The organism is Amycolatopsis sp. CA-161197 (assembly GCF_050942255.1).
GTDB lineage: Bacteria > Actinomycetota > Actinomycetes > Mycobacteriales > Pseudonocardiaceae > Amycolatopsis.
Genome location: NZ_CP192059.1, coordinates 3,139,046 through 3,158,320, shown reverse-complemented (window position 1 = coordinate 3,158,320; position 19,275 = coordinate 3,139,046). Strand labels below are relative to the sequence as shown.

The following is a 19,275-nucleotide window of genomic DNA, read 5'->3' as shown; positions in this document are numbered from 1 at the left end:
CAGGAATGCCAGACGACAGACGTAAAACGAGCGAAATTGCGATCACATTGGGCCATTCAAGTGCTTCACGGACCGTGGCAAGCACCCAAATGGCCGTATCTGATCACGCTAGCTGGACAAGTTCCAGATAATCCGCGGACCAATGATCCTCGGTCCCGTCGGGCAGGAGGATCACGCGCTCGGGCTCCAGCGCCTCGACCGCGCCCGGGTCGTGCGTCACCAGCACCACGGCGCCGGCGAAGCTGCGCAGCGCGTCCAGGACCTGCGCACGGCTGGCCGGATCGAGGTTGTTGGTCGGTTCGTCCAGCAACAGCACGTTCGCCGCACTGGAGACGAGCCCGGCCAGCGCCAGGCGGGTCTTCTCACCGCCGGAAAGCGTGCCGGCGGGCTGGTCGAGTTGTTCACCCGTGAACAGGAAGGAACCGAGCAGGTTCCGCAACTCCTGCGCCCCCGTGTCCGGCGCGAGGTGTCGGATGTTTTCCCACACGCTCGCATCGTGGTCGAGAGTTTCGTGTTCCTGTGCGTAATAGCCCAAACGCAATCCGTGACGCGGCTCGACGGAACCCGTATCCGGAGTTTCCATTCCGCCGAGCAGCCGGAGCAATGTCGTCTTTCCGGCACCGTTCAAACCGAGTACGACGACCTTCGAGCCGCGGTCGATCGCAAGATCGACTCCGGTGAAGATCTCGAGCGAGCCGTAGGACTTCGACAGCCCGTCGGCCGTGAGCGGCGTGCGCCCGCACGGGGCGGGCTCCGGGAACTTGATCCGCGCGACCTTGTCGGCCTGGCGCGTCTCGTCGAGCGAGGAGAGCATCTGCTCCGCGCGGCGCGCCATGTTCTTGGCCGCCACGGCCTTCGTCGCTTTGGCCCCGAGCTTCGCGGCCTGCTGCTGCAACGCCGACGCCTTCTTCTCGGCGTTCGCGCGCTCGCGGCGGCGGCGCTTCTCGTCGGTGGCGCGCGCGTCGAGGTAGCGCTGCCAGCTCATGTTGTAGAGGTCGATCTCGCCGCGCGTGGCGTCGAGGAACCAGACCTTGTTCACGACGTCGGCGAGCAGCTCCACGTCGTGGCTGATCACCACGAGGCCACCGTCGTGCTGCTTGAGGAAGCCGCGCAGCCACGAGATCGAGTCGGCGTCGAGGTGGTTGGTGGGCTCGTCGAGGAGCAGGATCGTCTCGGACTTGCCGCCCGCGCCGGCCTCCGCGGCGGCGAACAGGATGCGCGCGAGCTCGACCCGGCGGCGCTGGCCACCGGACAGCGTGTTCAGCGTCTGCTCGAGAATCCGGTCGGCGAGGCCGAGGTTGGAGCAGATGCGCGCGGCCTCGCTCTCGGCGGCGTACCCGCCCAGGGAGGCGAACCGCTCTTCGAGGCGGCTGTAGCGGTTGACCGCCTTGTCGCGTTCCTTCTCGTCGGCCAGCTCCGCCATGGCCGTCTGCGCCTTCTCCATGTTGCGGATCAGCGCGTCGAGGCCGCGCGCGGACAGCACGCGGTCCTTCGCCGTGACGGACAGGTCGCCCTCGCGCGGGTCCTGCGGCAGGTAGCCGAGCTCACCGCTGCGGCGGACTTCGCCCGCATGCGGTTCGCCCTCGCCCGCGAGGACCTTCAGCGAGGTGGTCTTGCCGGCGCCGTTGCGGCCGACGAGGCCGATGCGGTCGCCGGGCTGGATGCGGAGCGTGGCGCCGTTGAGCAGGATGCGCGAGCCGGCACGCAGCTCGAGGCCAGTGGCCGTGATCAAGGGAACTCCCGGATTCGGGGGTGAACGTGGACAGCGACAGGCACCGGCATCGCCCGCCGTCCCCGCTCCCTGCGAAGATCGGTCACGAGCGCCCGGTGCGGCAGCTACTCCGTGAGGATTTCCCGTTCCACGGGACCCAGTGTACGGGGCGGCGTCGAACGGTTTTCCGCCGCGTGGCGGGTCTCACGCTCCGCTCAGGACCACTTCCACGGAGATCGCCCGTCCGGCCGCGTCGTCGAGCAGGTCGCGCCGCGGCTCGGGGATGTCGAGCACGCGCGCCTCGGCGCGGGCGAACAGCGGGTGGAGCCGGTGGTCGGCGCGCAGTTCGCCGAGCGCGAGGCGGTCGCCGCCGAGCACGACGGCGTCCACTTCGGACAGTCGGGGCACGAGGACCTCGACCGCGTCCTGCGCGGCCGCGCGCAGCGCCACCCGGGCCTGCCCCGCGCGGCGGCGCGCGAAGCGCTGCTGCGACCAGCCGCCCGCGGCCGTGCGGCCCTGCACGAGGTGGCGGTCGGTGCGCGAGACGAGCACCCTCCCGCCGCGCGCGAGCCCGAGGGAGTGCCCGCCGAGGCGGACCAGCAGCAACGCGAGCAGCCGCGGCACCAGCGCGTGGGCCACGAGCGGTTCGACGGCCAGCCCCTCGTGCCTGCCCGTGACGGCGAGCGGTCCGAAGGGGACGGTCGCGGTGGCGGTGACGCCGTTGCGCGCGAAGACGCGGACCTCGTGCTCGCCGAGCTCGGTCGTGCCGACGCCGTCGTTGCGTTCGGCGAAGCGCGTGAACCAGCCGGCGAGGCGCTCGGGCGCGACCTCGACCGCCGTCCCGCCGCCCGCGACCCGCCGCGCCCTGGCCATGCGGACAACGGTACGGGGCCGCCGCGAAAACGCGACGGCCCCGTCCGGGTGGATCGGTGTTGTTCGAGGGATCAGGCGATGGCCGGACCGGCGTGCACCACCGGACGGACCAGCGCGGCCGCTCCGGCCGGGCTCCCGGTGCTCCCGGTGCTCCCCGTGCCCGCCGACGCGTAACCGTTGACGTGCAGCGAGACGCTGCGGATCGAGCCCGTGTCACCGCCGGCGACGTCGACCGCCTTGAACGTCCACGTGCCGTCGGCCGAGGTCCCGGCGAGCGGGGTCTGCGGGTCGATCGGCAGGTAGGTGCCCGTGAACGGCGCGAACTGCGACCCGACCGTGCTCAGCAGCGCCGAAGCGCTGTCGCCGAACACGACCTGGCACAGGTTGTTGCCGCCGCTGCCGGCCCGCTGGAACAGCGTGGCCGACGCGCCCGAGGGCGAGGTCAGCGTGCCGACCAGGTCCGCGACGTAGGTGTGGTCCAGGCCGACCGTGGTCGAGCCCTCGTCGGCGGTGCAGCTTGACCCGTCGATCGAGACCGAGACCTTCGACGCGGCCCCGACCCCGCCCACCACCAGCGGCACGGAGGCGCCGAGCTGCGAGTTGTCCGGGATCGCGACCGGCGCGCCGGTGTAGGAGAACGTCTGCACCACCGGCGACGGCGTGCCCACCGGGAGCGCGAAGGTGCTGGTCGTCGGCGAGAACGAACCCGCGAACGTCACCTTGGCCGAAAGCACCACCGGCACGCCGAGGCCCTGGCTGGCCGGGACCGTGACGGTGAAGTCGTTGACGCCGGTCTGGCCCGGGCTGATCGTGCCGTAGGACTTGGCGCGCGGCGCGATCGTGACGCCGGGCGTCGTCGTCGTGAGCACGACGCTCGTGGACGACGCGACCCCGTCGCCGGTGTTGGTCACCGGCAGCGTCACCTTCGCGGTGTCACCGGGGTCGAGGGTGCTGCCGCCGTCGGGTCCGGTGACGGTCGGCGACTGGGCCTGCGCGTAGGGCTGCGGGCTGGCGCCGGTGTAGGCGAGCACCCGGTCGGCGAGGACGACGCCCGCGCCGGTGAGGTTGTCGCTGCCGGGCGCCTCGATGTCCACGGCCGTCGCGAGGAACGCGTCGCGAACGTCCGAACCGGACAGACCAGGGTTGCCGGAGAGCACGAGGCTCGCGATGGCGGCGGCGTGCGGCGCGGCGGCCGAGGTGCCGAAGAACGGGTCGAACCCGCTCACCGAGGTGCGGACGCCGTCGGCCGCGGTGATCTCCGGCTTGTCGCGGACCTCGCCACCGGTCGAGGAGACGTTGCCCGGCGTGATGGGCGTGCCGTCGGCCTCGTAGAACATCCGGCGCGGGCCGTCGGAGCTGAACCGCTCGGCCTTGCTGGCCGAGGAGAACGCGCCGGGGAACGGGCCGGTCGGGTTGGCCGGGTCACCGGGCTCGAGCGCCCGGCCGAACGCGGCGGCCGCGGGTGCCGCGGCGACGGAGAACGCGTTGCGCGCCGAGGAGTGCCCGACCGTGACGCCCGGGGTGCTGTAGGCCTTGAGGCCGTCGGCCGAGTCGCGGAAGCGGCTGCCGAACGCGGTCAGCGAGAGGTAGCGGCCCTCGCCCGAGAACTTGACCACCGCGAGCCGCAGGCCGGTGCCGCCGAAGAGCGGGGTGGCGAGCTGCTCGTACGGGTCCTGGGTGCCGTCCTGCACGTCCTGGCTGAACGAGACGACGTTGCCCGCCGCGTCGAGGAGGTAGAGGTCGTAGTCGTCGCCCGCGGCGCCGAGCGGGTCGGACCAGTGCAGCGTCACGGGGATGTTGCCCGACGACGCGTCGGAGATCGGCTCGAAGATCTGGTTGCCCGCCGCGCCCGCGAAGTTGTGCGCGGTGCCGGCGAACTTGCCGACCGACTTGCCCGAGTCGACGAAGTCGCCTTCCCAGTGGGCGGCGGTGCCGTCGGCGACGTTGCCCTCGTTGCCCGCGGAGGAGAAGTAGAGCGCGCCGTCGGCGGTCACGTCGTTCACGGCCTGGGCGATGATCCAGTCCTGGAACGGGGATTCCTTGAAGTAGATGACGTCGTCGACGATCACGTCGCAGTGCGACTCGAAGCGCAGCTTGCGGATGTTGTCGGCGAAGCTCGCGTCGGAGGCGAACGCGGAGGCGAAACCGAGGGCGGCGTTGGGCGCGAGGTCGTGGATGATCTCCAGCATCGCGGTGCCCTCGTCGCCGTCGCCGGCCTGACCGGGGACGACGTCGACGGCCGGCAGCTCGCCCTTGGCCTGCGAGACCGCGAGCGAGTCGACGCCGTCGGACAGCGCGCACGCCTTCACGCCGGTGCCGGTGACGCCGTACTGCTGGCGGGCGAGGTCGGCGTTGTGCGCGCGGTCGCCCTCGCTGGTGATGGTGGCCGCGGCGGCCCGCTTGTTCTTCGCCGCCAGCGCCTGGTTCAGCGCGGCGCCGAGGCGGGCGGCCTTCTGCTGCTTGGTCTCGGCGGGCGCCGTTTTCCCTTGCCCCGCCTTGGTTTCCAGCTCGCGGGCGGTGATCGCCTGGTCGGCGGTCTCGACCCGCTTCACGTCGGCGCGCGCCGCGATCGCCGGCAGCGCGGCCAGCGGCACCTCGGCGCGGATGCTCGCGGCCTTGTCCGACACCGTGCGCACGGCGGCGCCGGCCTTGCGCAGGTCGTTCACCAGCGCGTCGGACACCTTCGTGACCCGGATGTCCACGACCGCGGTGCTCGCCGTACCCGCCCCCAGCGCGGGTACGGCCGAGGCACTCAGCTTCCGGGAACGCAGCTTCTGCGTGACGAGCAGGCGGCTGTCCAGTTTGGACTCCGCCTTGGTCTGGCCGGTCTTGATCGACTGCAACGCCGCGATCTGCCGGGCGGAGTTGTCGGAGAAGGAGTCCGGTGTGGACACTGTGGCGGCGCCCGCGACCGGCGGGGCGACGATGCCCAGCGCGGCGATCAGCGCCGCGGCCCCCGCGGTCAGGACGGTCGCTCGGGATCTGGCTCTCGGTCTGAATCCGGCTCTTGTGGAACGGCTTCGACGCACGTGCGCCTCCGAATCTCGCACCGCGTGCCCCGACTCACGCTGGCCAACGCCGGTGATCACCGGCTGGATCCAGCTAAGTACCCGGGGTAAAAGGGAAAAAGGAGCCGTTAGGGTGATGTATGGCTGTAATTTTCCCATACCCGCCGGAGGTCGTAGGCCATTCAGCGGCAGTTCCGGCGCGAAGTTCCGGCTGAGCGCGTGCCGACTGGGAGCGATCTCAGAGCACGAACGAATCCGACCACGGCTGCGCGGCGCGCCCGGACAGCGCGTCGAGCAGCGTCACGGCCTGCTTGTCGGTGAGCGAAGCCACGAAGTCGACCACGGCGCGGCCGCGCGCGAGGCTGCGCACGGCGTCGGCGCCCTCCACGCGTTCGCCGGTCGCGCCCACGAGCACCTCCGGCATGGTCCGGACCAGACCCGAATACTCGTCGTGGGCGAGCTCCACGAGGTCGTACAGGCGCCGGGGCAGGCGGCTCTCCTCGTCGCGGTCGAGCAGCCACGCGTCGAGCGCGTCGACGAGCGTGGTCACGAGGCTGGCCTGCCCGCGCTGGTGCAGCGCGAGGTCGGGGCGCAGCAACACGAACCGGCGGTGCACGAACTTCAGCACCTGCACCTCGTGCCACTGCGCGGTGCGCAGCGAGACGTGCCCGGAGCGAGCGGAGGGCGAGGACAGCACGAAGACGCCGTCGACGAGCCGGGAGGTCCAATTGGCCGAGAACGCGGCCGTGGCCTGCTCGGCCTCGATCGAGCCGTCGAACCCGTTCTCGAGCAGCCCGTCGACGAGCTCCCGCTGCACGCGCCGGACGGCCGCGGCGAACGCGTCGTCGTCGGCGATCCAGCTGTCCTTGAGGTGCATGCGCCGGCGCAGCTGTTCGAGCGAACGGCCCGGGCGGCGCAGCTGCGCGGCGACCTGCTCGTCGTCGAGCGCGGCCAGGTCCAGCGCGTGGTCGAGCCACTCCCCCAGTTCCGCGGCGACCGGCGCGTGCTGCAGCACTCCGATGCGGTGGAAGTCCTGCAGGTCGTGGATCGCGTAGGCGATGTCGTCGGCGGTGTCCATCACGGCCGCCTCCACCGTCTGCTGCCACGGCTCGATCCGCCCGGTGAACGGGCCGCGCGCCTGCGCGAAGTCGTCGAGTTCGGTGGCGTAGGCGGAAAACTTGCTCGCGCCGGTGCCCGGTGAGCTCTCGGGCTCGGCCGCGCCGCGCGGTTGCGTGCGCATCGCCGTCGGGTGCGGCTCGGGGTAGTGCAGCCGCGCCCACGGGTACTTCAGCACCGCGGCGCGCACGGCCGCGGTGAGGTCGAGACCGATCGCGGACGGGCCGCGCACGTCGGTGGTGGTGAGGATGCGGAACGTCTGCGCGTTGCCCTCGAAGCCGTCGGCGAGGCCGAAGCGGTGGCGGGCGATGCGGTCGAGCGTCTGCTCGCCGAGGTGGCCGAACGGCGGGTGCCCGAGGTCGTGGGCGAGCGCGGCGGCCTCGCAGACGTCGGGGTCGCAGCCGCCGAGCTTCGCGGCCAGCTCGGCCGACTCGCTGGCGCCGGTGATCCGCTCGGCGATCGCGCGGGCGACCTGCGCGACCTTGAGGCTGTGGGTGAGCCGGTTGTGCAGCAGCCCGGCGCCGCCGGCGCTGACCACCTGCGTGACCCCGCCCAGGCGCGCGAAGAACGGCGAGGCGGCGATGCGGTCGCGGTCGATGCGGAACGGGCTGGTGGCAAGATCCGTGAACCCGCCCGCGGAGCTCGACGGATCCCTTCGCGCGGCCCTCGGGTCGGTCTCGGACATGCGCTCCACCGTATCTGTCCGGCCCCCGGCTGACTCGCCGGATACGGCAGGATCGGACGGGTGAGCGACGTGCTGATCGCGGGCGGCGGACCCGCCGGGTGGGCGCTGGCGCACGCCTGCGCCCGGCGCGGGCTCGCGACCACGCTCGTCGACGCCGCGCCGCAGGCGCCGTGGCGCAGCACCTACGGCGCGTGGGCCGACGAGCTGCCCGGGCTGCCGGGTGAGGCGATCGCGTCGGCACCCGGCGCGACGGTCGCGTTCGGCACGCGCGAGCACCGGCTCGACCGCGGCTACCTCGTGTTCGACAACGCCAGCCTGCGCTCGTGGCTCGCGGCGGCGCCGGTGACGGTGGTGACCGGGCGGGTCGCGCGCGCCGAGCACGGGCGCCACGGCTCGACGGTGGTGCTGGCCGACGACCGCCGGCTCGCCACCGCGGTGGTCGTGGACGCGTCGGGGCGCAACCGGGCGCTGTCCGGCGGGCCGCCGGGTGGGCCGCGCGCCGAGCAGACGGCGTACGGCCTCGTGCTGCCGGCCGCCGACGCCGAGCGGCTCGTGCCCGGCGCGTCGGACACGGCCGTGTTCATGGACTGGCGCGACGGCACGCCGAGCTTCCGCTACCTGCTCCCGCTCGGCGACGGCACGGTGCTCGTGGAGGAGACGTCGCTCGCGCACCGGCCGGGCGCGCCCGTCGACGAGCTCGCCGCGCGGCTGCGGACCCGGCTCGCGGGCGCGGGGCTGCGGCCGCACGGCCGGGAGGAACGGGTACGGATCGTGCTCGACGTGCCGCTGCCGGGGCGCGGGGCGGTGGTCCCGTTCGGGGTCGCCGCCGGGCTCGTGCACCCCGCCACCGGGTACAGCGTCGCGACGGCGCTGCGGCTGGCCCCGCGCGTGGCCGCGGCGCTGGCGGGTGCGTTCGAGGCCGGGCCGGCGGCGGCGGTGCGCGCGGCCCGCCGGACACTGTGGACAGCCGAGGCGCGGGCCGTGCATTCCCTGCGGCAGTACGGATTGCGTGCTTTGCGCCGGATGTCGCCTGCCGAGCTCGCCGAGTTCTTCGATCTCTTCTTCGCGCTGCCGGCTCCGGTGCAGCAGGCCTACACGTCGGGCCGGGAGGACCTGCCTGGCACGGCGGCGGCGATGGCCCGGCTGTTCCGCGCGGCGCCGCCGACGCTGCGCGCGCGGCTCGCGGGCCGCCGGCCGAATACGATTCGGTAACGGCGTCGAAATCGGCAGCCGAATGCGCGGGCGGGCTGCCGGGAGCGGCACCACGTGCGGAACCGGCGGACCGAACGGGGGCCGCTCCGCGAATTCCGTATCCGAAACTTCTTCGGGTCAAACGATCAAGCTCCAGGTGGACGGACGCGCTGGTCACTGCCGCGAACCGACCCACCACGGACGGTGTGCGAGTTCGTGTACGGGCATGGTGAAGACGGGAATTTTCACACTTCCGAACGGCCCACGGAAATCCATCCCGAACGGGTGATCGCTACCGATTTCGTTACTCCGATTCAGGTAACTCAGGTTCCGGCGCGGTGAACATCTGTTGACAACGGTTTCGTTTCCGCGCGAGAGGATGCGACGATCTCCGGGTGACGACGCCCCGTGCGGTCCGGTTCGCCTTCCAGCCGATGTACAGCCTGCACACCGGCGGCGTTGTCGCGTACGAAGCGCTCGCCCGCCCCGGCAAGGGGACGGCCCACGAGCTGCTCGCCGAAGCCCGCCGTGCCGGCCGCCTGGCCGAGGTCGACCTGGGCCTGGCCGCGGCAGCGGTGCGCCAGGAGGCGGAGCGCCCGAGCGCGCTGCCGCTGCACCTGAACATCTCCGCCCGCACGCTCGCGTCGGGCCCGGCCGCGTTCGACGAGCTGATCGCCGAGCTCGGCGCCGCCGGCCGCCGCACGCGTGACGTGGTCCTGGAGATCGGCCCGCCGTTCACGCACCTGCCCGGAGACCGGCTGCTGGGCGGTATGCGAGCTTTGTCGGAGCTGGGCTTCCGGCTGGCGCTCGACGGCCTCGGCCGCGGCGACCTCCCGCTGGCCCTGCTGGCGCAGGCGCCGGTGGACCTGGTGAAGCTCGACCGCAGCGTGCTGCGTGGCCTGCCCGACGAGCCGGCGGCCGTCGCGGTGGTCGAGTCGCTGCTGCACTTCACGACGCGGACCGGCATCCGGCTCGTCGCGACCGGCATCGAGACCGGCCCGCAGCTGGACGCGGCGCAGAGCCTCGGCGTGCGCATCGCGCAGGGCAACCTGCTGGCGCCGCCGGCCGCGCACCGCAGCGCGCCGTCGGCCGGCGCCGTGGTGCCCGACGACCGCCGCTCGCCCGCGCCGCCCACCGCGCCCCGCGTGGGCGACTTCCTGCGTCCCGCCACCACGCTGCCGTCCGACGCGACCTGCGACGACGTGCGCGAGGTCCTGGCGGCGGCCGACGCCCCGACCGGCGTGATCGGCGTCGACGAGCACAACCGTCCGCGGTGGTCGGTGGACCGCACGCGGTTCCTGGTCGCCGTGACCGGTCCGTACGGTCACGCCCTGCACGCCAAGCGCCCGGCCGAGCGGCTGGCCGACAAGCCGCACACCATCGACGCCACGGCGAGCGCGCTGGAGTTCCTCGAGCTGGTCACCGACGCCGACTGGGGCCGCACCGGCGACGACGTGGTCGTGGTCGACAACGCGGGCCGGACCCTCGGCGTGGTGCTGGTGACCGAGGTGGTCCGCGGCGTGGCCGAGGCGAAGGTCGAGGAGGCCGTGACCCTGAGCCCGCTCACGCGGCTGCCGGGCAGCGAGGCCGTGGCCCGCGACGTCGAACGCCGCATCTCCACGGGCGAGCAGTTCGTGGCGGCGTGGCTCGACGTCGACTCCTTCAAGTCCGTGAACGACAACGCCGGCTTCGCCGCGGGCGACGACCTCATCCGCGCCCTCGGCGAAACCCTCACGGGCCTCTCGCGGCGCCTCCCGCGCATGCGCGTCAGCCACGTCGGCGGCGACGACTTCCTCATCGTCTGCGACGTCGACGAGATCGGCACGGTCGCCGCCGCCCTCCTCGACACGCACTGGTCCGCCGAGGGCATGCCGGTCACCGTGTCCCTCGCCACCCTCGTCTGCGGCAGCGGCTCCATCGCCTCCTACCGCGACGCCTCCCGCCTGCTCGCCCCACTCAAGAAGCGCGCCAAAGCGGTGCCCGGCTCGAGCTGGGTCCTGAGCCGCCCGGGCTCCGACCGCGTCGAAGTCCTCCGCGGCATCGGCCGCGACGTGGCGGTCAGCCGCTCAGCTTGAGCCGACCTGGCCGGGGCGCGTTGGAGAGCGGCCGGTTGGTCAGGGTTTCTGTGTGACGAAGCGTGCCTCGTGAGTCCGGATCGCCCGGTTCCGGCCGCGACAGGCAGGGCCGAGCCGAACTGCCGCTGCCTGGCGTCGCCGGTTGCTCGCTCGTTGCACCGGCTCCCGCTCCGCGCGGCCTCCGACCGCGGCGAGGTCCGGCTCGCCGCGCACGTCAGGCAAATCGTCGTAGGCGCGCGGGCTAGGTCAGCGCTTCGGCGTCGCAGACCCCTGACCCCGCGGGGCCGAGCCGAAGTGCCACGGCTTGGCATCTCGGGGTCGCTCGCTTGCGGCATCAGGCCGACACCACATCCCGAGCCGCGCAATGAGGTCCGGCTCGCCGCGCACGTCAGGCCGTCCGTCGTGGCGCGCGAGCCAGTCAGGGTTTCGGTGTGACGAAGCCCGACTCGTAAGCCCGGATGACCGCCTGGGTGCGGTCGCGTGCGCCGAGTTTGGCGAGGATGTTGCCGACGTGCGTTTTGACCGTTTGGAGGCCCAGGTAGAGGTTCGTGGCGATTTCGGTGTTGGACAGGCCGGCGGCCATGAGGCGCAGGACTTCGCGTTCGCGGTCGGTGAGGGCGGCGGAGGTGAGGCCGTCGCGGGCCGGGCCGCGGGGGTGGGCGGCGGCGAGGCGGCGGATGGCGGCCGGGAACAGCAGGGACTCACCCGTGGCCACCGTGCGGATGCCCGCGACGATCTCCTCCGGGCGGGCGCGCTTGAGCAGGAAGCCGCTGGCGCCGGCGAGCAGGGCGTCGTACACGTAGTCGTCGTTTTCGAAGGTGGTCACGACGATGACCTTCGGCGGCGCGTCCACAGTGGACATCAGGTGCCGCGTCGCGCGGATTCCGTCGACGGCGGGCATGCGCACGTCCATCAGCACCACGTCGGGACGCAGGCGCGCGACCAGCCCGGGGACCTCGGCGCCGTCGGCGGCCTCGCCGACCACGGTGAGGTCCGGCTCCGCGTCGACGATCGCGCGCAGGCCGGCGCGGATGAGCGGTTCGTCGTCGACCAGCAGCACGTTCATCGGTTCGCCCACGGCACCGTCACCACGACCTCCCACCGGTCCCCCGCCGGTCCGGCGGCCAGCTTGCCACCCAGCAGCTCCGCCCGCTCGGCCATGCCCCGCAGGCCGCGCCCACCGCGGGCCCGCGACGGCCGCGCGGCGCCCAGCGGGTTCGCCACCATCGCGCACAGCTGCCCGGCCGACACCGCCACGTCGACGCTCACCGGCACCTGGCCCGCGTAGCGCACCGCGTTGGTCAGGCACTCCTGCAGGATCCGGTACACCTCGCGCGACACCACCGCGGGCACCGCGGCCAGCGAACCCCGCACGTCGGCGTGCACTTCCGCGCCCGCCAGCCGCGTCGCCTCGACGAGCGCCGGCAGCTCCGCCAGGCCCGGCTGCGGGTTGCGCGACGAAGCCCCGTCGCGCAACAACCCGAGTACGTGGTCGAGGTCCTCCAGCGCCGTACGCGCCGATTCCTCGATGGCCGTGAGCGCCTGCTCGGTGAACCCCGAGTCGGTCCGCAGCGTGCGACGCGCGGCCCCCGCCTGCACCGTCACCACGGACAACGCGTGCCCCACCGAGTCGTGCAGCTCGCGCGCCAGCCGGGTGCGCTCGGCCAGCTGCTCGGTCCGCCGCTCGAGCTGCGCGATGCGCTCGGCCGCCGACATCCCCAGCAGCGCCCCCGCCGCCCGCCGCAGCAGCCCGCCGACGCCCCACACCGCGTAGACCAGCACCAGGAACGCGGCCGCGAACGCCACCGGCAGCCACGCCGACCCCCACCCCCGGTGCACCGCGACGACCTCGGTGCCGTTGTCCACCAGCTTCCCCGTGAACACCGCGCTCACCGAAAACCCGAACCCCACTGGCACGGCGAGCGTCACGGTGCTCACCACCGCCCCGACCCCCACGTGCAGCACGAACATCACGCTGTACCGCGCCCGCGCCCGCACGGTGGCCGGCCGCCCCGCCGCCGCCTCGCCGAGCAGCTCCCGCACCGCGGCCGCCTCCAGCACCCGCACCGCTGGCAGGAACGACGTCGCCCCCAGCACCACCACCGTCACCACGACCCCGAGCACCGACGCCCACCCGATCGACGTCACGAACGGCGCCAGCGAAGGCACCGCCACCGCCGCGAACAACAGGTACGGCACGCTGATCGCCCCGCCCAGGATCAGGTAGACCCATCGGCGATAGGTCACCCCGCTCACCACCGGCCGGAGAACTCCCACCCCCGAATCCTCCCAGCCGCCCCGCCTCCCCGCCTCCCTCCACAGCGGGAACCACGCTCACGAACCGCCGGCCGACGCCACCCCAAAACCGCAGCCAACACCACGACAAAACCGCAGCCGACTTACACACCGCGCGGGAACGCCCAGCCCCTCCCCCGCCCCGATCCGAAGCCAAAACACGGTTCAGGGCCATTTGTCAAGGTACTCTTTCCAGCCTTGACAAATGGCCCTGAACCGTAGTCACAATCAGAAATCGGGGCGCCTTCCCGCACCCACCATTCCGATCAGGAAAGCCCGGAAATCCTCAGTAAACCCCAGCCGTAACCCGAGTCCCCACGCCCTTCACACCCCCGAACCCGTTTCGCCACAACTGCTGCACCTTCGCCGCCTCCTGCGCACTCGGCTTGGCATTGGTACACGACGTCCCCGGACCGTGCCCCGACATCAACTCCGAACAAGGCCCGTCGTAATCATCCGGCAACCCGAGATTGTGGCCCAACTCGTGCGCCGCAATCCTCGTCGGATCAAACCCTTCGGCCACCTGAGACGTATCCAGATAAACGTTCCCGTTCCCGTGCCCGTCAGTCTGCGTATACGACCCGCCACTGTGGATCTCGTGGAACACCACCGTCGCTCCGGACGAGCGCTTCACCAGCTTCACATCGGTCACCGCGGCGTTCCAGTTCGCCGCGCCCTGGTCGATCTGGGCCACGTAATCCGGTGCCCCGCTCGACGTGTAGTAGACCGTGGTCGCCGCGGCGGCCTCCGCGCCCGGCCCCGCGACCAGCCCGACACCCAGCGGCGCCGCCACCGCCACCGCGATCGCCGCGATGCGCCCGAACCCGCGTGCCCTCATTCGCGTCTCCTTCACCGAATTGTCCGCTCCGGCCACCGGAAACCCGGCAACCGCGGTTCGATCCACGACGTTAGGAGTTCACCAATCACCGCGGCCACGTCCGAAAGTAGGTGACCCGGTACCGTCCGTCAGCACGGTCCCCCGCGAGAGGGAATCCAGTCCCGCCGCGGCTGGAACCGCAAGGCCGCGAACCCTGGTGTGCTCGACGACCATGGAAACCCTGCTGGTCGGCTTGTTCGCCTACGTCCTCGTGCTGTGGCCGCTCGTCGCCGCGTCGCGTCGGGTGCTCGGCGTTCGGATCGGACCTCCGGGCGCTGTGCGCGGCGGTGTTCGGCTGGGTCGTCGGCGGCCTGGTGGTCCGGACCTTCCCGCTCACGGTCCTCACCAGCGCCGGCGCGGCGGTCGGGCTGCTCATCCCGCTGGCCGGGTGCGCCCTGGCCGCGACGCTGCTGTTCCTGTTCGTCGCGGAGCTGGCCGCGCCGTCGGGTGCCACGCACGGGTTGTTCGGGCAGCTGCGTTCGGTGCGCGCCCGCGTCGCGCGGGCCCGGCGCTACTCGCGGATCGTGCGCATCGCGATCAGCCACGGCCTCGGCGGATATCTCACCGGACGTCGCGAACCCGGCCTCGGGCCCGGCCGCCACGCCAAGCTCGCGCGGTCGCTGCGCCGTGCCCTGGAGGAGGGCGGCGTGACGTTCGTGAAGCTCGGCCAGCTGCTCTCCACCCGCGCCGACCTGCTGCCGCCCGCCTTCGTCGACGAGCTCGGCCGGCTGCAGGACCGCGTGGCGCCGGCACCCGCCGAAGCCGTGTTCGCCCTGCTGCGAGAGGAACTCGCCGCCGACCCGGACGATGTCTTCGCCGAGTTCGACCCGGAACCGCTCGCGGCGGCGTCGATCGCCCAGGTCTACGGGGCGCGGCTGCGGTCCGGTGCCGAAGTCGTGGTCAAGGTCCAGCGGCCGGGCGTTCGCGCGCAGGCCGAACGCGACGTCGATATCGTCCGCCGCCTCGCCGCGCTCCTCGACGAACGGGCGGCCTGGGCCCGGGCGCTCGGCGTCGTCGACCTCGCGGACGGATTCGCCGACGCGCTGGCCGAGGAGCTGGATTTCCGCGTGGAGGCGGCCAACATCGAAGCCGTGGCGGCCCAGGCCGTGGCCGGGGTGACGCTGCCGACCGTCCACAAAGCACTGTCCACGGAGCGCGTGCTCGTGATGGGCCGCCTCGACGGCAAACCCCTCTCGACCGCGGCGCCGGGCGACCGCGAGGAGCTCGCGCGGGCGTTCCTGCGCTGCCTGCTCGACCAGGTGCTCGTCGGCGGCGTCTTCCACGCCGACCCGCACCCCGGCAACGTCCTCCTGCTCGACGACGGCACCCTCGGCCTGCTCGACTTCGGTTCCGTCGGCCGGCTCGACGCGAGCCTGCGCGCCGGCCTGCAGAACCTGCTGCTCGCCCTCGACCGCGGCGACCCGGCCGCGTTGCGCGACGGACTGCTGGAGATCGTCGACCGGCCCGACGAGATCGACGAGCAGCGCCTGGAACGCGCGCTCGGCACCTTGCTCGTGCGCCACTTCGGCCCGGGCCGGGCGCCGGGGCTGGACCTGCTCACCGACCTGTTCCGCGTGGTCGCCGACTTCCGCCTCGCCGTGCCGCCGCCCATCGCCGCCGTCTTCCGCGCGCTCGCGACGGCCGAAGGCACCCTGGCCACGCTCGCACCCGGCTTCGACGTGGTCGCCGAATCGCGGTCGTTCGCCGGCGAGCAGCTCGGCGCGCGCCTGCGGCCCGAGACCGTGCGCGACGAGGTGCTGGCCCTGCTGCCGGTGCTGCGCCGGCTCCCCCGCCGCGTCGACCGGATCGGCGCCGCCCTCGAAGAAGGCCGCCTGTCGGTCAACGTGCGGCTGTTCTCCGACAAACGCGACCGCGACCTCGTGACGGGCCTCGTGCACGAGGTGCTATTGGCGTTCGTGGGCATCACGACGGGCCTGATGGCCGTGCTGCTGCTCGGCAGCACGAGCAGCCCGCGGCTGCTGCCGGACCTGACGCTCAACCAGGTCTTCGGCTACAACCTGCTCGTGATCAGTGCATTGGTGGGCCTGCGGCTGCTCTTCGTCGTCTTCCGCCGGAGCGCACGACGGTCACGATCAAGCCGATGAACCCGAGCACGAACAGCGCGGCACCACCGAGGATCAGCTGCCGGGCCACGCGGAGGCCGGTGTCCGCAGTGGACGCTCCGGGCAGGCCGGCGTCAGTGAAGGCTGTGGTCGGTGCGAGGGGCACGGAGGAGAAGATCGTGCCCCTCGCGACGATCACTCCGTCGACTTTGGACAGCGGGATCGCGCCGGCGCCGGGCGCGTCGACGAATCTGCGGGAATCGATGGTGATGTCGCGCTTGTCGCCCGCGACGAAGATCGCGCCCGGCGGAACCTGCGCCGTGAACTCGTAGGCGCCGGCCGAGAGCGGCACCACCGGATCGAGGTAGGGCTCGGTGACGGACTTGCCGTTCACCTGCAGCCGGTTGTCGGGCCCGCAGCAGACCACCCGGTCGCCGCCGACGGCGATCACGCGATCGAGGAGGTGGTAGCCGGGCGGTGAGTCGGGGAACGCGTCGATCTGGAACAAGACCAGGTCGCCCCGGTGGATCTCGTGGCTCCCGGCCCAGTGGAGAACCATGGGCTCGTCGTATCCGACCGTGGCCTCCATGGAACGTTCGCCCATGCGCACGGTGGTGTAGCCGAACAGCTTCACCACCCCGGTCCCCGCGAGCACGGGGCCGGCCACGACGAACACGACGAAAAGCGCCAGAAACGGCGAAAACCGGCGCGTACGAGGCGGCGCGGCCGGGGGCGCCGGAAAGTCGGTCACGCCCCTCTATCGGGCCGGCCCTGCCGGCGTTACCGGCCGCTCGACCAGGTCTTCCGGCTGCAACCTGCTCGTGATCAGTGAGCCGGCACGGCTGCTTTCCGTCGTCTTGCGGCGGACCGCACGCCGGTCACGATCGCGCCGATGAACCCGAGCAGGAACAGTGCGGCACCGCCGGCCGCCAGGTACCGGTCGTTGGCGAGCGAGGTGTCCTCAGTGGACGCTCCCGGCAGGCCGGCGTCGGTGAACGCCGTGGTGGGCTTCAAGGTGTCGGAGGCGAAGATGCTGCCCGTCGCCACGACCACACCGTTCACCTTGGACAGCGGGATGGCGCCGTTGCCCGGCGCGTCCACGTAAATCCGGGAGTCACGGGAGTTGTCGCGCGTGTCGCCCGCGACGAAGATCGCACCTTCCGGAACCTGCGCCGAGAACGGCAGCGCGCCCTTGGCGGGCGAGACCTTCGGGTCGAGGTAGGGCTCGGTGACCGACTTGCCGTTCACCTCGATCCGGTTCGCCGGGTCGCAGCAGAACACCCGGTCCCCGCCGACCGCGATCACGCGCTTGAGGAGCCGGCCGCCCGGCACGCCGGGCAATGCGTCGGCCTGGAACACGACCAGGTCGCCCCGGTGGATCTCCCGGCCTTCGCCCCAGCTGTAGACCACGGTGGTACCGGGCGGAATGGTGGCGGCCATCGAGCCGCCCGGGACGGTCACCATGCCGTAGCCGAGCACCTTCACCACACCGATCGCGGCGGCCACGGCGCCGACGACGGCGAGCACCAGGAAGATCGCCAGCAGCGGCGAGAACCGCCGCCTGACCTGCACCGGAGCGGGCGGCGGCGGAAAGTCGGGTTCGGTCACGCTGATCTATCGCGGGCGTTGTGCGAGCGTTACCCGGTTCGCGGCGCGTACATGATCACCGCGACGCCCGCGAGGCACAGCAGCGCGCCGATCACGTCGAACCGGTCGGGCCGGTAGCCGTCGGCCACCACACCCCAGGCCAGCGAGCCGGCTACGAAAACCCCGCCGTACGCGGCGAGGATGCGGCCGAAGTGCGCGTCGGGCTGCAGCGTGGCGACGAATCCGTAGAGCCCGAGCGCCACGATCCCCCCACCGATCCACGCCCAGCCGCGGTGCTCGCGCACGCCCTGCCAGATGAGCCACGCGCCGCCGATCTCCAGCACCGCGGCGGCGACGAACAGCAGGATCGACTTGAGGACCGTCACCGGCCGAAGGGGTTGCCGAGGGTCCCCATGTCGAAGTAGGCCACCGTCGACGTCCACAGAGGATTGACCGCGAACGCCACCGCCCCACCCAGCGCGACCACACACGTGAGCCCACCCAGCAGCACACCGGCGCGCGCCACTTCGCCCCCGTACTCGCGCCCACCGCCGGTCAGGCCCAGCACGATCGCCAGCACCCCGGCCAGCAGCCCCACGAAGAACAGCGCCCCCAGCACGAGCAGGAACACCTGCCCCACGATGGGGTACACCGGCCCCGCCTCCATCCTCGGCCGCACCAGCAACCACGCGATCCAGGTCGCCACGACCAACATGAAGGCCACCGCCGCAATCGCCACCGCCGCGACGGCCTGTCCCCGCCGGGGTTCCCGCTCGTTGTCCGGTTCGGTCATGCCCCAGTCATAGCACCCGGGCCTGGTTTTCGTCGGCCCTTCGGGTCAGCTTCACCGCCCTGGATCCCACCAAGATCGCCGACGACCTCACGGTCGCCTTGCGACTGCCGGCTCGTGTTCGACGAGAACTTCCACCGCCGCGCTCTGCGTGGCCGGGCATACCCGCATTCAGCCGGATGAAGTTCTTCGGTGAACGTCGACGACACCGCTGCTTTGACCACGGCGGACCAAAAGACAGGCGCCGCAGTCACCCAGCTTGAACAGGCCGCCGCGGCGCTCGACGAAAGCGCGCAGGCGCTCAGCGAAGCAATCCAAGGCACACGGCCGATGGGCCGCCAATGATGCCCTGGCCGAAATGAAGCCGGTGACCAGCGGGACCCGAGATGACCTCTATCAAGTCACGCTGCACTACCTGCAGCAGGAACGGCATGGGTCCGACCGTGATCGGCTCGCACGTTGAAACCAATCTGGCCGTGCACATGCGCCAGGTCGACATCCGACTCGTCACGGTGGTGGTCAACCATCAACCGCACGATGGTCCGTTCGGCTGCGACACTCGTGATCCGCGCATACTTCGACGGCCACACCTCGACCGCGATGGAAGTCGAGACAGCAGAGGAGCTGGCGACCATCCTCGCCAAGGTCGAGGGCGGCCGGGCCGGGGCAGGCCGCCCACCTGATCGTGGGTGATCCGGTGGGCGCTGCACTGACGGTCGGCCTCGATGGTGACCGCGGGGTGATCCGGTTCGCGACGGGTGACGCCGAGGTTTTCAGCAAGAACGCTATGCCTTATCCCCTGCCCGACGACGAAGAACTGCTCTACCTGGCCGGGACTGCTGAGGTGTTCTACCCGGACAATGCCGAGGTGCCGAGGAAGCTGGTGCTACAGGCGGCCCGGGAGTTCCTGGAGTCCGGTGGCGCGCGGGCCGGCGAGCATGGAGTGCTGAACCGGCCGCGGAGCAGAACGACCGGCATGGAGCTGCAAGCCAACGCGGCGCCGT

General features: G+C 72.1%; 15 protein-coding genes and 2 pseudogenes. 6 read left to right on the top strand and 11 right to left on the bottom strand.

Annotated features, from left to right (window positions below; genetic code table 11):
* Nucleotides 1-103: 103 nt before the first annotated feature.
* The 4 genes from ACQPXB_RS15150 to ACQPXB_RS15135 form a co-directional block, all read right to left on the bottom strand.
* Nucleotides 104-1,732 (bottom strand): ABC-F family ATP-binding cassette domain-containing protein, encoded by a 1,629-nt coding sequence (locus ACQPXB_RS15150; protein WP_432852381.1) that lies wholly within the window; start codon nucleotides 1,730-1,732, stop codon nucleotides 104-106.
* A gap of 183 nt (nucleotides 1,733-1,915) precedes the next feature.
* Nucleotides 1,916-2,584 carry an acVLRF1 family peptidyl-tRNA hydrolase gene (locus ACQPXB_RS15145; protein WP_432852378.1) on the bottom strand — a complete coding sequence of 223 codons (669 nt, stop codon included), beginning with the start codon at nucleotides 2,582-2,584 and terminating at the stop codon, nucleotides 1,916-1,918.
* 71 nt (nucleotides 2,585-2,655) lie between these two features.
* Nucleotides 2,656-5,550 carry a S8 family serine peptidase gene (locus ACQPXB_RS15140; RefSeq protein ID WP_432856647.1) on the bottom strand — a complete coding sequence of 965 codons (2,895 nt, stop codon included), beginning with the start codon at nucleotides 5,548-5,550 and terminating at the stop codon, nucleotides 2,656-2,658.
* Between the two features lie 280 nt (nucleotides 5,551-5,830).
* Nucleotides 5,831-7,393: a deoxyguanosinetriphosphate triphosphohydrolase family protein gene (locus ACQPXB_RS15135; RefSeq protein WP_432852375.1), complete on the bottom strand. Its 1,563-nt coding sequence runs from the start codon at nucleotides 7,391-7,393 to the stop codon at nucleotides 5,831-5,833.
* 60 nt (nucleotides 7,394-7,453) lie between these two features.
* Here ACQPXB_RS15135 and ACQPXB_RS15130 point away from each other — a divergent pair, with 60 nt between their 5' ends.
* Together ACQPXB_RS15130 and ACQPXB_RS15125 are read left to right on the top strand one after the other, a co-directional pair.
* On the top strand, nucleotides 7,454-8,605 hold the full coding sequence (locus ACQPXB_RS15130; RefSeq protein ID WP_432852372.1) for a lycopene cyclase family protein: 1,152 nt from the start codon (nucleotides 7,454-7,456) through the stop codon (nucleotides 8,603-8,605).
* Between the two features lie 374 nt (nucleotides 8,606-8,979).
* Nucleotides 8,980-10,659 carry a GGDEF domain-containing protein gene (locus ACQPXB_RS15125; protein WP_366583319.1) on the top strand — a complete coding sequence of 560 codons (1,680 nt, stop codon included), beginning with the start codon at nucleotides 8,980-8,982 and terminating at the stop codon, nucleotides 10,657-10,659.
* 418 nt (nucleotides 10,660-11,077) lie between these two features.
* Here the strand turns inward: ACQPXB_RS15125 and ACQPXB_RS15120 are convergent, their stop codons facing one another.
* From ACQPXB_RS15120 to ACQPXB_RS15110, 3 genes are all read right to left on the bottom strand, one after another.
* The gene (locus tag ACQPXB_RS15120) at nucleotides 11,078-11,725 is read right to left on the bottom strand and encodes a response regulator (RefSeq protein WP_432856644.1); all 648 of its coding nucleotides are present in this window, start codon (nucleotides 11,723-11,725) and stop codon (nucleotides 11,078-11,080) included.
* The gene (locus tag ACQPXB_RS15115) at nucleotides 11,722-12,936 is read right to left on the bottom strand and encodes a sensor histidine kinase (protein WP_432852368.1); all 1,215 of its coding nucleotides are present in this window, start codon (nucleotides 12,934-12,936) and stop codon (nucleotides 11,722-11,724) included. The genes ACQPXB_RS15120 and ACQPXB_RS15115 overlap by 4 nt, the downstream gene beginning before the upstream one ends.
* 304 nt (nucleotides 12,937-13,240) lie before the next feature.
* The gene (locus ACQPXB_RS15110; protein ID WP_386951523.1) at nucleotides 13,241-13,792 is read right to left on the bottom strand and encodes a snapalysin family zinc-dependent metalloprotease; all 552 of its coding nucleotides are present in this window, start codon (nucleotides 13,790-13,792) and stop codon (nucleotides 13,241-13,243) included.
* A gap of 211 nt (nucleotides 13,793-14,003) precedes the next feature.
* Here ACQPXB_RS15110 and ACQPXB_RS15105 point away from each other — a divergent pair.
* Nucleotides 14,004-15,936, top strand: a pseudogene (locus ACQPXB_RS15105) (ABC1 kinase family protein).
* Here ACQPXB_RS15105 and lepB (ACQPXB_RS15100) read toward each other — a convergent pair.
* The 4 genes from lepB (ACQPXB_RS15100) to ACQPXB_RS15085 form a co-directional block, all read right to left on the bottom strand.
* On the bottom strand, nucleotides 15,860-16,645 hold the full coding sequence (lepB, locus tag ACQPXB_RS15100) for a signal peptidase I (protein ID WP_432852364.1): 786 nt from the start codon (nucleotides 16,643-16,645) through the stop codon (nucleotides 15,860-15,862). The pseudogene ACQPXB_RS15105 and the gene lepB (ACQPXB_RS15100) overlap by 77 nt on opposite strands.
* Nucleotides 16,646-16,719: 74 nt before the next feature.
* Nucleotides 16,720-17,502, bottom strand: coding sequence for a signal peptidase I (lepB, locus tag ACQPXB_RS15095; protein ID WP_432852361.1), 783 nt, complete (start codon nucleotides 17,500-17,502; stop codon nucleotides 16,720-16,722).
* 29 nt (nucleotides 17,503-17,531) lie between these two features.
* Complete coding sequence (locus ACQPXB_RS15090; RefSeq protein WP_366583314.1) at nucleotides 17,532-17,867, bottom strand: YnfA family protein; 336 nt, start codon at nucleotides 17,865-17,867, stop codon at nucleotides 17,532-17,534.
* Complete coding sequence (locus ACQPXB_RS15085; RefSeq protein ID WP_366583313.1) at nucleotides 17,864-18,274, bottom strand: hypothetical protein; 411 nt, start codon at nucleotides 18,272-18,274, stop codon at nucleotides 17,864-17,866. The genes ACQPXB_RS15090 and ACQPXB_RS15085 overlap by 4 nt, the downstream gene beginning before the upstream one ends.
* 189 nt (nucleotides 18,275-18,463) lie before the next feature.
* Between ACQPXB_RS15085 and ACQPXB_RS15080 the strand changes: the two genes are divergently transcribed.
* From ACQPXB_RS15080 to ACQPXB_RS15070, 3 genes and pseudogenes are all read left to right on the top strand, one after another.
* Nucleotides 18,464-18,616, top strand: a complete 153-nt coding sequence (locus ACQPXB_RS15080) for a hypothetical protein (RefSeq protein WP_432852357.1) — start codon at nucleotides 18,464-18,466, stop codon at nucleotides 18,614-18,616.
* A gap of 41 nt (nucleotides 18,617-18,657) precedes the next feature.
* Nucleotides 18,658-18,954 carry a DddA-like double-stranded DNA deaminase toxin gene (locus tag ACQPXB_RS15075; protein ID WP_432852354.1) on the top strand — a complete coding sequence of 99 codons (297 nt, stop codon included), beginning with the start codon at nucleotides 18,658-18,660 and terminating at the stop codon, nucleotides 18,952-18,954.
* 2 nt (nucleotides 18,955-18,956) lie between these two features.
* A pseudogene (locus ACQPXB_RS15070) lies at nucleotides 18,957-19,187 on the top strand (Imm1 family immunity protein); the annotation flags it as partial.
* Nucleotides 19,188-19,275 lie beyond the last annotated feature (88 nt).

Bases quoted from the DNA above. Each gene is read 5' to 3' on its own strand.
- ACQPXB_RS15085 (WP_366583313.1), bottom strand. From the start codon at position 18,274: ATGACCGAACCGGACAACGAGCGGGAACCCCGGCGGGGACAGGCCGTC.
- ACQPXB_RS15145 (WP_432852378.1), bottom strand. From the start codon at position 2,584: ATGGCCAGGGCGCGGCGGGTCGCGGGCGGCGGGACGGCGGTCGAGGTC.
- ACQPXB_RS15120 (WP_432856644.1), bottom strand. From the start codon at position 11,725: ATGAACGTGCTGCTGGTCGACGACGAACCGCTCATCCGCGCCGGCCTG.
- ACQPXB_RS15075 (WP_432852354.1), top strand. From the start codon at position 18,658: ATGACCTCTATCAAGTCACGCTGCACTACCTGCAGCAGGAACGGCATG.
- ACQPXB_RS15135 (WP_432852375.1), bottom strand. From the start codon at position 7,393: ATGTCCGAGACCGACCCGAGGGCCGCGCGAAGGGATCCGTCGAGCTCC.
- ACQPXB_RS15110 (WP_386951523.1), bottom strand. From the start codon at position 13,792: ATGAGGGCACGCGGGTTCGGGCGCATCGCGGCGATCGCGGTGGCGGTG.